This is a genomic window from Nostoc sp. UIC 10890 (genome assembly GCF_054786515.1).
Genome location: NZ_JBSGKF010000010.1, coordinates 26,117 through 39,879 on the forward strand (window position 1 = coordinate 26,117; position 13,763 = coordinate 39,879).

Consider the following 13,763-nt stretch of genomic DNA (forward strand, 5'->3'; position numbering starts at 1 on the left):
TAAATGCCATATCTCCCTTCTAAGAACTTCTTGGAAGTAGCTTAAGAGACAATGCGGTTCACTGTTCTTGCACTGTCACAGCTAGATAAACAAACAAGATAAAAACTTTTATTAGCGAAATTTTTTTTTAAATTACGAAAAATAGTATGCTCAGTTTGTATTAAGGAATGAATGTCAGCAAAATTATCACAAATCATAAATAAAGTGAAAAAAATCTTAATATTATCAGCAAATCCCAAGGATACAAGCCCTTTGCGCTTGGGGGAAGAAGTGCGGAAAATTCAGGAAGCACTAAAACTAGCTAAACATCAAGATCAATTTGAAATTGCCACTTCTTGGGCGGTACGAGTAGAAGATTTGCGGCGTGCGCTATTAGATCACCAGCCTCATATAGTTCATTTTTCTGGACATGGAGCCGGAACAGAGGGTTTAGCATTTGAGAATAATTCTGGGATAACACAATTAGTAAGTAGCAATGCTCTTGCAAGCATATTTGAGTTGTTTCGTGGAACAGTTGAGTGTGTCTTACTTAACGCCTGCTATAGCGAAATTCAAGCGCAAGCAATTCACCAACATGTTGATTATGTAATTGGTATGAATCGACCAATTGGGGATGTTGCTGCAATTGAGTTTGCTACTGGTTTTTATGATGCTTTGGGTGCTGGAGAAAGCTACAACTACGCTTTTAGTATGGGGTGTGCTTCTATTCAGCTAAAGGGTAGTTTTGAATACTCAACTCCTGTGCTAAAGTCCAGACCATCTTTGCTTTCCGTTTCTGCTAAAAAAACTATAAAAACTGATTCTATGTCAGAAAAAGAGTTACAACAAAAACTTAGTGAGGGAATTTCATTCAACATTAGTGGCGGTAAAATAGGCGGTGGAATACAGGCAGCACAAGGTAACAACAATGTGCAAACTATGACTAGCTACACTGCTGCTGAACAACAGTCGAATATAGCAAAAACCGCAAAAGAAATCCAAAAACTTTTACAAAAACTAGAGCAAGCTAATCCGACTACAACCACAGTCGAAAAAATGAATTTAGTTGCTAAGGTTGTTGATAAAATTGAAAAAGATACTTTGTTTAAAGCTCGTGTAATTGGAGCGATAAAATCTGCTGGTACTGAAGCTTTTAAAGAATTAATTGACCATCCTCTAGTTAATATTTTTATTGCATCCATAGAAGGTTGGCAGCAAGCTGAATAACCTTTTTGTTATTAGATTAATTTAGGAAGTAATAGCATTAAAAATAAAGATTCCTTGCTTTAATTTTAATTAAAACAAAGTACATTTTCTTTTAGCAGGATAAGCTGATGAGTAAGCCTTTACCTACCGACGATAATCAATTACCTGCATCTGAACCTAGTATTCAAATGCAGGTAGAAAACACATCTGTAGATGGTGGAATTCAGGCTTTAATTGGTAATAATAATATTCAGTTTCAAGGTGATAGTAATATTGTAACTTTTAACAAAACAGAAATTCTACAAATTTCTATTGAGGAGATAAAAACTCGTAAATTCATAAAAACTTCACCTTATAAAGGCTTAAAGAAATTCGAGTCAGCAGACAAAGACTTGTTTTTTGGGCGTGACCAATTTTTAACAGGTTTAGTAAATGAATTAGAACAGTCCAACCTGATTTTGCTTTTGGGAGCTAGTGGAAGTGGCAAATCATCAGTAGTCCGTGCAGGTTTAATTCCTTGGCTTTCACAAAAATGGGGATCACAATTAGTCAATCTAACATTTACTCCAGATGTTGACCCATTTGAATCTTTTTATGCCAGCTTACTTAATAAATACAAGCAAACCGAAGCCAAAATTGCTCGTGAAGCGAAAGCTGATACGCTGACTCAAGTAGTGGAAAGGCTGAAGCAACCTGATGACTATTGGTTTATCTTGATTGACCAGTTTGAGGAATTATTTACTAGCAGTCTAGCTGACAAGCGCGAGCAGTTTATCAAAAGCTTGGTGAAATTGAATAAAACTAAACAAAGTTCCGTCAAAATTATAGGGACAATGCGAGCTGATTTTCTCGACAGGTTAAGCCCTTATGCCCAGCTAGTAAAAGCTACTGATAAGCATCGTCCGTTAATTGCAGAAATGCAATTAGATGAGTTGCGATTAGCAATTGAACAACCTGCGGCACATCACGGTGTAGTGTTTGAAACTGGATTAGTAGAGGAAATTATTAAAGATATCCAGAGGCAAGCAGGTTATTTACCTTTATTGCAATATACCCTGAATTTGTTGTGGGAGGATGAAGTTAGAACTGACAGTATCAATGATCGCACTTTAAATACAAGTACTTATCGGCAGCTAGGCGGTGTCCGAGGTGCGCTGCAAAAACATATAGATTATATTTATGACACCTTACCAGAAGTAGAAAAGCTAGCAACTCGGAAAATTTTTCTGAAACTGGTTGATATTGGAGAGAATTCTGAAACTGGTAGTGAATGGAAACCAGTTCGTAGAAGGGCAGTGCAATCTGAATTTAGTGATGAACTTGAGCAAACTGTGTTGGCAAAGTTGATTAATGAGAATTTACTGGTAAGTGACCGCCAACCACAATCTCAAGAATCTACAATAGAAATTGCCCATGAAATCCTGCTCACCTCTTGGACAACTCTCAATACTTGGATTGAAGAGAATCGTCAGGCTATATCACTGCGTAACCGTCTTAATGATGATGTAGCAAACTGGCAAGCAAAGAAAGCTGAGGATGAACTGTGGAGTGGGTCAAAGTTACAGAAAGTTCTAGAACTTAGAAAAGATCCAACTTTTAATCAAGTTCTGGGTGGGTTTAGTAATGTAGCAAACCAATTTATTGATACTAGTGTGGGGTTACGCGAGCGACAACGACGTAGAACCATTATTGGACTTGCTAGTTTTTCTACTTTTGCACTGTTATTGGCAGGGTTTGCAGCTTATCAGTGGCAAAATGCAGAACAAGGGCGAATCGAACAAACTGCGATCACAGCAAAAAATTTGTTATCAAATTATCCCTTACAAGGAATGGTGAGGGTAATTAGCCTTGTAGGACAAAGCCGCTCGCCCTTCCTCAATTTTCCTAATCAATCATTTTCCTCATCAATTTTAGACAGCTTGTTTAATGCAGTTGAGATTAGTCAAGAAAAAAATCTCCTCGAAGGTCATCAAGGTTCCGTAAACTCTGTAGCAATAAACGGTGATGGGCAAACAATCGTAAGTGGAGGTGATGATGGTACTGTCAGGATTTGGAACCGCAACGGTCAACTCCTGGCTCAACCTCTTAAAGGTCATAAAAATTTCGTATCATCTGTAGCAATAAGTAGCGATGGGCAAACAATAGTCAGTGGGGGAAGAGATGGTACTGTCAGGATTTGGAACCGCAACGGTCAGCCCCTAGCTCAACCTCTTAAAGGTCATAAAAGTTTCGTATCATCTGTAGCAATAAGCACGGATGGACAAACAATTGTCAGTGGGGGAAGAGATGGTACTGTCAGGATTTGGAATCGCAACGGTCAGCCCCTGACTCAAGCTCTTAAAGGTCATAAAAGTTTCGTATCTTCAATAGCAATAAGTACGGATGGACAAACAATTGTCAGTGCGGGATATGAAGGCACTGTCAGGATGTGGAACCGCAACGGTCAGCCTCTGGCTCAACTTTTTAAAGGTAATCAAGATAACGTAATTTTTGTAGCAATAAGCACTAGTGGACAAACAATCCTCACTAGGAGTTTAAATGGCCCTGTTAGGATGTGGAATGGCAACGGTCAGATCCTGGGTACACCTTTTAGAGACAATGAACATGACCTACACTCTATAGTAATAAGTACAGATGGGCAAACAATAGTCAGTGGGGGAAGAAATGATGGCACTATCAGGATTTGGAACCGCAACGGTCAGCCCCTGGCTCAACCTTTTAAAGGTCATCAACTTAAAGATCTTCAAAATGCCGTAATCTCTGTAGCAATAAGTAGTGATGGGCAAACAATCGTCAGTGGGGGAAGAGATGGTACTGTCAGGATTTGGAACCGCAACGGTCAGCCCCTGGCTACAACTTTAAGAGGCCATAAAAACATTGTATCATCTGTAGCAATAAGCACCGATGGGCAAACAATCTTCAGTGGGGGATATGATGGCACTATCAGGATTTGGAACCGCAACGGTCAGCCCCTGGCTCAACCTTTAAAAGGTCATAAAAATATCTTACGTTCAATAGCAATAAGCACTGATGGACAAACAATCCTTAATGGAGGTTCAGATGGCACTGTCAAAATTTGGAACCGCAACGGTCAGCCCCTAGCTCAACCTTTTAAAGGTAATCAAAATATCGTAAACTCCATAGCAATAAGCACTGATGGGCAAACAGTCGTAAGTGGGGGAGAAGATGGTACTGTCAGGATTTGGCACCGCAACGGTCAGCCCCTGGCTCAACCTTTAAAAGGTCATCAAGGTTTCGTATCATCTGTAGCAATAAGCACTGATGGACAAACAATCGTCAGTGGGGGTTCAGATGGTACTGTCAGGATGTGGAATCGCCAAGGTAAATCAATAGGTACACCTTTTAAGGGTCATAAAGATTCCGTAAATTCTGTAGCAATAAGCACTGATGGGCAAACAATCCTTAGTGGGAGTTCAGATGGCACTGTCATAATGTGGAATCGCCAGGGCGAGCCGATAGGTACACCTTTTATAGGTCATAAAGGTTGGGTAAATTCTGTAACAATAAGCACTGACGGAAAAATAATCGTCAGTGGGGGTTCAGATGGCACTGTCATAATGTGGAACCGCAAGGGCGAGCCGATAGGTACAGCTTTTAAAGGTCATCAAGATCCTATAACCTCTGTAGTAATAAGTACTGATGGACAAACAATCGTCAGTGGAAGTGTAGATGGCACTGCCAGGATTTGGGATATTAAACTTGATACTTGGTTGAAAGTAGCCTGTGAGCGATTACAGGATCACCCAGTTTTTAGGAAGCCTGAAAGTGCAGATGAGAAAGAAGCGAAAAAAACTTGTGAGCCATATCTCCGTTAAGAGAGGGAAGCTCATTGGTCACAAGTTAAGGTCTTATCAGCAATCACTTTAGCTCACTTGTCGCCCCCTAAAGATCATTACGTGTAATTACTCACTATGCCGTGTCAAATAGTGCTACACCATCAACACAAGATTGATAGTTGCAGCCGTAGTATTGATATTTCAACTGGCATGGTCATTTACAAAAGTTAAAAGTCTAACTCAACCAATCACAAATGCTTCTCTAAGGTAGACATCTCGGTTGCCTTCCTCAGTCACCACAGTAATAGTCCCATGTGTTTTGTCATAGCTGGCCATCTCACCCACGAACTTGACAACACCACTAAGCGATCGCACTTCTACTAGATGCCCAACATATAAATTGATGTTATCGCCCTCCCTCTCTGCCTGTAGCAGCGAGATTGGCTGGCTCAATAGTTCAACCTTTTCAGATTCACCCGCACCAGTGACGCAGGGTTCGCCGCAGCAGTTTTCCGTATCTGGTAAGGGTTCCGCACCACTTTCTAACTGTGACGCACCACTGACGCAGGAGTTGACGCAGCAGTTTTCCATATCTGGCAAGGGTTCCGCACCACCCGCACCAACTTGGGGGGTATATTCTTCTTTTTCCATTGGCTCAGTCAGAAGATTTAATTTCATTTCTGACTCTTCTCCAGTGTTTTCTGTGGAATTTGATAAAGTGGTGCGGGTGGTGCGGAAGTCTTGATTTTGCGAGGTTTCTGGTGCGGTAAGTGGTGCGGAAGTGGTGCGGGTTTCGTCTAATGTGGTGCGGGTAACTTCCAAAATGCCAATGCCTTTCAGTATTGGAATGTTTCTTTTTGAAACTTCACAGTACCTAGTCCCTTTGACCGCTTTCGGAAACAGTTGGGAGATGCGGGGGATGATTTGGTTGATGCCCTTCACGTTTTTATCGCTGGGGCGAACTTGGTCGATCCACGTTCTGCGGTTGCCCTCATCTATGGTCAGCGTTCCATTATGGATATAGTGCTGTTCCAGCATTGACCATAAAGCTCGTGCGGTAATTTCTCCCCCTTCCACATAACCTATATTTGCGCTTTCTATGAAGTCAAAAAGATGATTATTCTCTCTCTGAAGGTTGTGGAAAGCGTCGGTTGTGCATTCATAATTGATACCTGACTCTACAAGGTTGCTGAGAGCTTTTAGCATTCTATTTAGGAATGCAGGGGCTAATTTTGTTCTAATGAAATCTTGGTCGTAGCGGAATCGGGGGTCGCCTTTTATCTCGTTTGGATTATTTGGGTCAGGATTATCTACAAAGGTTTTTTTGAATTCTAAGATTGCAATCCTATCTTTGATTGCTTGTATTACGCCTTGAAAAGCGGGAGTCTCGTTTAAGTTGAAAATACCTATTGCGTTAGAAGAAAATTCTATATGGTCTTTCCCTTTCTGTTCGCAATGCAATGTATCTCCAGTGACAAATAATTTTAAACTTTGAAGTCTATCAATCCTAGATGTTTGTGGGTTTTCAGAAGCCCAGTTAACTCGACTATATATAAGTGGAGCTAACCCGAACTTTCTGCCTTCGTCGTAGGATTGGAAGTCACCCAAGGAGACAGAAGTTAATCCATTCTTTCCGTAAATCGTTGATACACACTCGCGGAGAGCATCTTTACCATTAGAGCCAAGACCAATTGCGAACATTGCTTTTACCTCTCTCCCTCTGAATTTTCTAACAGTTTGAAGGTCAAGGGATGCAGCAATATTTCTAAGAAATATTTCTTGCTGTGGCTTGTCTAGACAAGATAATAGTTGCTCACAATATGTATCATCAGCATTAGGATTGTATTCAATCAATGGTTCATAAATGTAATAATCCTCCGGTGTATGTGGGGCTAGTCTTACTGTAAAATTTCTGCCTTCCCACTCAACCTTGACTATTCCATTGGTGCAATTTACCCCAGGAGGATTAATTAGTTCTGGGTCAATTTCTGTTCCCATTTTCGCCCACTCCAGAACCTTTTTTACAGAACTGGGCGAAGCGTAAGGACAAGTTTTTTTCCCCTGCTCGTTCTCGACCACAAAAGAATTGCAAAAGTCGTAGATTCTTTTGCGTTCTGTGGAATCTGGGGAGTGTTTATAATGATTGCCAGTGTGGTAGTAAAGCTTATCAGCAGCACAAATCCAGTTCTTATCGCCGTAGAGAGCTTGAAAAGCTTGCTGGGTAAAGGCTACAACCGGTTTTTGGTCATCATCATCAATGACGTTTACCTCTGCCTGTTGCGATCGCTGCGCTACTGCCGCGTGGATCTCCTCTTCTAGCCTGCGGATAAATTCTGGTACTTCCATCTGCCCCAAGATTTCTTTGATGTCACTTGATTTATATGGTAAATCGGGGCAGATGTCGTGAGGGTTAATTCCAATAAATCCAATCCCAACCTCGGCTGCACAGTCCTGGCAGGTCTGGAGTTTCTTTAAGCCAGTGTCGTCTGGGTCATGCAGAAAAATGATCAATCCTATCCCTGAATCCTTGATAAGTTGGTATTCTGGGGTGATTGACTTCTTATCCCATGCGCTGCCCTGGAATGTAAACCCAGCTAATCCATGCTCTCGACCGACTTCAACGCATCCCTCACCTTCATGCTGGAGCAGTGCCGGGGTTCCTTGTACAGATTTACTAGCAGCTAAAGCTTCATCAATGCGGTAAGCTTTCCAAGGTTCATCCCCTTTTTTCATCTCTGGTGTGCCGTCCGGGAGCCTGTGCCATTGGCGGAAGGACTTATCTTTTCCCTTCTCTTTGATGTAATCCGCCCATTCATAGCGAATTACCCATTGGGTTTGTGAGTAAGGATAGATTGTTTGTGTTGCATTCCCTGGTATTCCTTTTGGGAGCTTGCTAGTTATGTTTTGAGTTTGGGGTATGTCAGTCGCCGCTTGGGTCAACATCACCAGTGCTAATTCACCATCTGGAATTGGTGCTGGTTTGGGCAAGATTCTCTTGGGTTTGGCAGCATTTTGGTTTAGAGATGGAGTGTAATTAGCCCCTGCTCTTTCTGCGACCACTTCAGCCCAAGGTTTGATCGCCTCTCTGATGTCCTTACACTCACAATTATTGAAGCATCTGTACTTCCCGGTTTCTGGGACAATAGATAAGTCATTCCCGCCACAAACTGGACAAATAAACTTATTTTTAGCTTTGGACGGTTCTAGCTGGTCTTGAAAATTTCGGATGTCGAAGGAGGCGAACGCCTGTTGATTGGGGAATTGTGCAACCATTACGCGATACCTCCTTGAACACTATTTAATTTTTGTAAATTGCTTAATAGATAAATTGGTGATTGTTTAGGTTGAGCCAGTGCATAGCTAGGCTGATGAAAGCGATCGCGATCGCAGACTGTAAATTCTTCTATTGAATAGCACCAGTCTGGTTTACCGCAGTGGGGGCAAGCGTTAGCAATAGTTGCGAATAGCAGCTTGCAGGCAGTATCAGTATGAAATAGCTGTTTTTTTGACACTTTACAAATCCTCCATTATGTGTGTTGGAGGAATTGGAGCTATCCCGTGGCAGTAATCTTCTAGTACAAACGTTCAAAAATCACGCTTTGCTAAAATTCCTGAAACGCTGTTGACATCTGGTGAGCCAGTATTACATTGGCTTTACACCTAATCGTGTAAGATAAAATTACTATTAGGGATACTAATTAGGCTGCGAAACCCAATCCCCAATTCCAAGTGAATAAACTTAGAAAGCCCCGTGTCCTAGCAGGAACCGGGGTTTTCGCCATTTATTCTATTCATATTTGCCTAACCAATTTCTGACAAACTCGGTTACTTCCTCCTCTGGAATTACAAATGCACTACCTTTTCTCTTGAGAACTAGAACTTTCATGTTTCCTATCTCCGTATAAAGATGTTCATTATGATTTGGGGATGCCTTTGTCGGAGGCCATAAAACCAAAACTCTTGCTGTGGGTGTCTTTTGCGCTTCACGCGAAGACATCCCAAATATTGCTCTATTCTTGTCAAGCCAGCTTTTGTAATCTCCTAGTTCAACTAGAGGGCAAGGTTCCCAAGTTCCTAAGCGATTCTTTTTTCTTCTCACCTGCAAAACCTCTTTGGCTTCGTTGTAGACAATCAAGCTGTCTCCTTTCGATCTGATGGAGATAAACAGGTGAGTTTTCCCAGGAAACCTAATAAATAAGTCTACAGGGTTCTTGTCTTGTATTTTCAGTACCGGAAAGACTTGTATACCTTTGCTTTTAAATTCTTGCAAAAGTAGGGTTATTATTTTTTCCAGCCGCACAAGTTTTTGAACTCGTACTAACGGCTTGTAAGCCAATGCAAAAGCAAGCCAGCCAAAGGGATTAATGAAGCTGCCTGTACCAAGCGCAACACCACCAGTCACTAGAGCCAGAGCAGATTCATGGTCTATCGCCTCCCTAATCCACTCTAACGCCGCTTCGTTATGCGGCGGAAGTTGAAAATCGGTTGCTAGGTCTTTCACGGTAGTCATTGGAGACATCAAAATTAATGATGTGAAATTATACGAACTGTACTGATAGTAATGCTTTACACTACATTTTTGAACTAACAGCCATCTATTAATGTCATGTTTGGCGATCGCTTGCCTCTACTCTTCTGTAAGCAGGAGGATACTTGGACGGAAATTTAGCTCTTATGGCTTGTTCCACAAGAAACGCTACGAGATTAGCTGTGGCTCTACCTTCTTCATCAGCCCATATTTGTAAATCTTCATAAACTGCATCCGGTAAAACAATAGTTGTTCTCTTAGTCATGTCGATGAAAGTTTCTTTATTCATCGATTCTAGCCTCATGTGGTAATTGTCTTTGCTTATTTCATGTTATCGCATTCTAGTTTCATGCGATTCTATGCTAATATAGCATTAAGCAAACCAAAAACAGTCACCCAACAAAGGCAATAGAAGCCAGAAAGTGATGCTATGGCTTGCCCATCACTGGATATCTGGATTTGTATAGATTTGACTAAAAATCAACGCCAAGCCAGAAAAATCAAGACTTTCAAAAAATTTTGAACCATGACAACCACATACTCCAATGCCTCAAACTGGCTAGTTCAAGCAGACTTGTTAGCCAATTCCGGGCTAACTGACCTCATCGCCGGAAAAGACTCAGGTGCAGGGTATGGGAAGGCAATCATCGGTGATTTTTCCATCATGATGCCAGCCGCATACTCACTTGTTCGCAACCGCAACATCATGCACCATGAAACCATCTCAAAAGATGGGGCATGGGTGCGATATGTACAAGGAACGCGGCTTGACTTAAAAGACGTTCAATTCTTCTGGGGCAGTGCAGCGATCGCTCAAACTGACCACACCCTGCTGCACGAGGATAAGGCGAAAAAAGCAGAACTGGCACTAGAAAGCATCCTTGCAGACTTAGCAGTTCTAAATATTCCCAATGGGGTCAAGCTTTCAATTAGTTTGAGCAATCACAACCCCGAACGCTGGGCAACTGAGATTAAGCGCAGAGTTGAAGGGACTCACACCTTTGAACATCTGCACCCTGTAACTCGTTCCATTGTCACCAAGACAGTTGAGATTTTAGTCACAGGCATTTACCCTGAAGGATTTGGAAGCATTGCCCACTGCTTATTCGGTGAAGCGTCCCTAATTCTTGACCCTTCAGAATTAGCGATCGCACTCGATATCGGTTCATCAACTTGGCTAGTAACTGTCTTTAACGGCAGTGGTGCAGTGATTGACCGTCACCTGATTGAAGGTGGAGCCGGTGAACTGCATTCGATGATTGCAGAATCTCTCGACAAGCGAAACGACCGAGTGAGCTTGCTATCCAAGGATGTGAAGCACTCGCCCAGCCTCGTTAACCAGGGCATTCTTGAAGGGACTTTCACCTACGGCGGCAACCACCTCACAGGCAAGAAGTTTGAAACAGAGTACAGCCAGTGCCTAGATGAATGGTGGAGTAACAGGATTGAGAAATTCGCCAACTTTGTGACTGCTGGCAATTATCTAGACCGTGCTAAATACCTTGTCGCCTGGGGTGGGGGTGTTTCCTTGCCAGTGGTGGATCAGAACCTAGCCGGTTTTGGCTTTGTGATTTTGAACAATCCCCAATTCATCAATGCTTTGGGGTTGAAACTATTAACTCAAATATCTTTGGGAGCCTAATCAATGAATTACGAATCTCGGCGTATAACCATCTCCTACTTAGCAGTAATTGAATTGTGCAAGATTTTTGATTTACCTCAAGATGCGCCAACACAAGCATTATCAGCAGGTGTAGAGAAACTGATTTTTCAACACGGTAATGTGCAACCATCGCCCAAGGTTGAAACACCGCAATCTACACAGCCCAATAAATCAGCACTTAGCGCAATGGTCACTAATTTCAAAGGGGCAGCATGAACAGAACCACATTAAGAAACACGCTTTTAGGCATTGGAGCAACAGGGGCAGCGATCGCAGTTGGCTACTTCGGAGTGCAGTATTTCGGCAGAAACAATATGTTCACCATCGCCGCAGCTATCGGGGGTGGAGGTGCAATCAGCTATGTACTTCAAAAGCCGAACCAGCCAGAAGCGCCAGCCGCAACACTTAAAACCCAAAGGAAAGGGAAAAAGTCATGAACGACCAAGACACCATGCAGACACAGCCATCGCTAACGACTACCGAAATCATGACCATTATCCTCGGTTGCGAACAGACTCTAAGATTTGTGCAAGCATCGCCAAATTACAAACAAATCGAAGCCTCCGAACGGTTCAGTACATCGAATGACCTGCGTCTGGGTGATGCTGTTCAGACGCTTGTTGAAGTTCACGAAGCAATCCTAAATATCGAATTCTACTCCCAAGTTGAGGGACAAACTTATGCTTTCAACGACAGCCTTACAGCGTAACCACCTCTATGAATTCCGTGGTCAACAACTGCGCTACAGCCACCGATCTAATTCTCTTGTCAATGCGCCTTTCATCTTCAATGACTCAAAGGGCAGGCGCAAGGAATTAAGTCAAACCCAAGTCCAGAGGGAGGTTTTTGAACTTGTTGAGTTTTGTGAGAACTGATGATGAAGCGATCGCACGAGCCGCCAAGCACAGCGATCGCCTAATCAGGATGTATCTCTCGCCGCAAAACGAAAAGTACACAAGGATTCTAACAAATGACACTCGATTACAAAAATCCCAACGATTGGGGCAAATCACCCCTGACCGACTCCGCCCTAAGAAAGCAGCAATTCAAAGCAGAAAATCCTGAAGAATGGGCGGCAATGATCTCAGCAGATATTGAAGCACTTTCTACACCGTTAGAGAGTGAAGATTACCCACCTTTCACAGGAACCGAATTCTTAGCAACTCATTCAACCATAGATGACCATCCATACTCTGCGGCATTTGGTCAATTCTTGGGTAATGGGATTGACCCGGATATTGCAAATATTCTGGCATTTGGTGAGAACAGATTTGATTTAATCTCTGAAGATTTGGATGACCCCGTAAGGCAACTAGCAACGAGAATTTATAGCCGATTTTCAGAGATGGGTTACTGGGATGAAGTACCAGAATCTGACGATGATATCAACTACGACTTAATCCCTTATTAGGAGAATAACGCAATGGACTTTGCAATACGCAATCCGGTAGTTGGTCATAGTTCCCATATCGATGAAAAAGCGCAATCCTGGGGAGGGTTTGAGTCTGATATTCTGGGCTATCTTTCGGATATAAATAAGCTCGAACAGTTTGCAGATTATGCCAATAATGCCCAAGAATTATCAGATAGGTTAGAGCCTTTTTTAGATAACGCTAAGGTTGTCTTTGAGGCAATGGAGAAGTTAACAAAAGGGCAAGTGACCTGGACAGAACTTCGTAAACAATACGGCTCTCATGTCGCAACTGCTATCGCCAAAATTCGCAAACTCAACTCCGAGTTTGATTCGGAGATGGGCAAGATAGATGCCCAAGATAGAGCCGACTTGTTGCGAATTGACCAAAAGCGCAAACACGCTTTAACCGAAGTTGCTACCCAGTTACACCACGATTTGCAAGCGGAATTATGGAGGCATGAAAACAAGGTTAGCACCATAGAAAACAGGCAAGTCGTACAAGCAGAGAGACAGGCAATTACTACGGGATTAAGAGAAAAACGCCAACAACTTTTAGCCCGTGCGAGGTATGGCTCAAGGGCTTTGGAACCAAATAAAACACCCCAGGAAGTAATACCAGTTACTAGCCAAAATCATGCACCAGCATCAAGTGTTTCAGCAACAGGAACAGTTCGCGGCTGGGGTGCAATGTTGGGTAATTTGTGGCAGAAGTTGGGCGACAGATAACTATTAGTTGAAAGGACACAGGCTGATGCTAGCAAGGAAACGATATGAAGATTCCCATAGCGTCAGCCCTTTTTCATTTGAAGGGCTGGCACAGACTCCACAACAACAGAAACAAGAGCAACCATCACAACCGCAACCACTGCCAGAAAATAACCGGGGTATAACATTTAGACGTGCTGGTAATGCCTGTGAGATTATCGCTGGCAGTTGCCTAAATTCGGCAGTGATTTTCACCTTTCATCTACTACAAGTTCACCCTGTTGGAATGTTCCTTGCTGTGGGTACTGCACACCTGTACTTTACTGCCACTGCAACAGGTGAAGGATTTAATAATTTTGTCACTAATCTAATGACTGGATGCAGTGTATCACTGGCGTTATTGTGTGCGCTTTCCGAACCGATTAGTGAATGGAATGAATCGAGAATTTCTACTAGTACAGTTAAGACTTC

Annotated in this window: 14 protein-coding genes; 9 read left to right on the forward strand and 5 right to left on the reverse strand. The window is 42.5% G+C overall.

Annotated elements, in window-relative coordinates:
- The first annotated feature begins 204 nt into the window (after positions 1-204).
- Both ACWATR_RS36160 and ACWATR_RS36165 read left to right on the forward strand, forming a co-directional pair.
- On the forward strand, positions 205-1,206 hold the full coding sequence (locus ACWATR_RS36160) for a CHAT domain-containing protein (RefSeq protein WP_460343965.1): 1,002 nt from the start codon (positions 205-207) through the stop codon (positions 1,204-1,206).
- Between the two features lie 107 nt (positions 1,207-1,313).
- Positions 1,314-5,021 carry an nSTAND1 domain-containing NTPase gene (locus ACWATR_RS36165; protein ID WP_460343968.1) on the forward strand — a complete coding sequence of 1,236 codons (3,708 nt, stop codon included), beginning with the start codon at positions 1,314-1,316 and terminating at the stop codon, positions 5,019-5,021.
- A 201-nt stretch (positions 5,022-5,222) separates the two neighbouring features.
- On the opposite strand, the gene ACWATR_RS36170 is transcribed toward ACWATR_RS36165, so the two are convergent.
- The 4 genes from ACWATR_RS36170 to ACWATR_RS36185 form a co-directional block, all read right to left on the reverse strand.
- A complete protein-coding gene (locus ACWATR_RS36170) occupies positions 5,223-8,255 on the reverse strand; it encodes a DUF5906 domain-containing protein (protein WP_460343971.1) in 3,033 nt (1,010 codons plus the stop codon).
- Positions 8,255-8,494, reverse strand: coding sequence for a hypothetical protein (locus ACWATR_RS36175; protein WP_460343974.1), 240 nt, complete (start codon positions 8,492-8,494; stop codon positions 8,255-8,257). The genes ACWATR_RS36170 and ACWATR_RS36175 overlap by 1 nt, the downstream gene beginning before the upstream one ends.
- Positions 8,495-8,769: 275 nt before the next feature.
- Positions 8,770-9,492, reverse strand: coding sequence for a hypothetical protein (locus tag ACWATR_RS36180; RefSeq protein WP_460343976.1), 723 nt, complete (start codon positions 9,490-9,492; stop codon positions 8,770-8,772).
- Between the two features lie 94 nt (positions 9,493-9,586).
- Positions 9,587-9,799: a ribbon-helix-helix domain-containing protein gene (locus tag ACWATR_RS36185; RefSeq protein ID WP_225893030.1), complete on the reverse strand. Its 213-nt coding sequence runs from the start codon at positions 9,797-9,799 to the stop codon at positions 9,587-9,589.
- 237 nt (positions 9,800-10,036) lie between these two features.
- Between ACWATR_RS36185 and ACWATR_RS36190 the strand changes: the two genes are divergently transcribed.
- Genes ACWATR_RS36190 through ACWATR_RS36205 form a run of 4 tightly spaced genes read left to right on the forward strand, consistent with a single transcriptional unit; the run spans position 10,037 to position 11,882 of the window.
- A complete protein-coding gene (locus ACWATR_RS36190; RefSeq protein ID WP_460343979.1) occupies positions 10,037-11,152 on the forward strand; it encodes a ParM/StbA family protein in 1,116 nt (371 codons plus the stop codon).
- A 3-nt stretch (positions 11,153-11,155) separates the two neighbouring features.
- Positions 11,156-11,389 carry a hypothetical protein gene (locus ACWATR_RS36195; protein ID WP_069073853.1) on the forward strand — a complete coding sequence of 78 codons (234 nt, stop codon included), beginning with the start codon at positions 11,156-11,158 and terminating at the stop codon, positions 11,387-11,389.
- Entirely contained in the window at positions 11,386-11,610 is a 225-nt protein-coding gene (locus ACWATR_RS36200) for a hypothetical protein (RefSeq protein ID WP_460343983.1), read from the forward strand. Before ACWATR_RS36195 ends, ACWATR_RS36200 begins: the two co-directional genes overlap by 4 nt.
- Positions 11,607-11,882: a hypothetical protein gene (locus ACWATR_RS36205; protein ID WP_460343986.1), complete on the forward strand. Its 276-nt coding sequence runs from the start codon at positions 11,607-11,609 to the stop codon at positions 11,880-11,882. Before ACWATR_RS36200 ends, ACWATR_RS36205 begins: the two co-directional genes overlap by 4 nt.
- Before the next feature lie 106 nt (positions 11,883-11,988).
- Here ACWATR_RS36205 and ACWATR_RS36210 read toward each other — a convergent pair whose 3' ends face one another.
- Entirely contained in the window at positions 11,989-12,129 is a 141-nt protein-coding gene (locus ACWATR_RS36210) for a hypothetical protein (protein WP_460343989.1), read from the reverse strand.
- A 14-nt stretch (positions 12,130-12,143) separates the two neighbouring features.
- On the opposite strand from ACWATR_RS36210, the gene ACWATR_RS36215 reads away from it, so the two are divergent.
- The 3 genes from ACWATR_RS36215 to ACWATR_RS36225 all read left to right on the forward strand — a co-directional run.
- Positions 12,144-12,584, forward strand: a complete 441-nt coding sequence (locus ACWATR_RS36215; RefSeq protein WP_460343992.1) for a hypothetical protein — start codon at positions 12,144-12,146, stop codon at positions 12,582-12,584.
- A gap of 12 nt (positions 12,585-12,596) precedes the next feature.
- Positions 12,597-13,313 carry a hypothetical protein gene (locus ACWATR_RS36220; RefSeq protein ID WP_460343995.1) on the forward strand — a complete coding sequence of 239 codons (717 nt, stop codon included), beginning with the start codon at positions 12,597-12,599 and terminating at the stop codon, positions 13,311-13,313.
- Positions 13,314-13,338: 25 nt separating this feature from the next.
- Positions 13,339-13,763: hypothetical protein (locus ACWATR_RS36225; protein ID WP_460343998.1), on the forward strand; the 425-nt coding region annotated here is incomplete at its 3' end.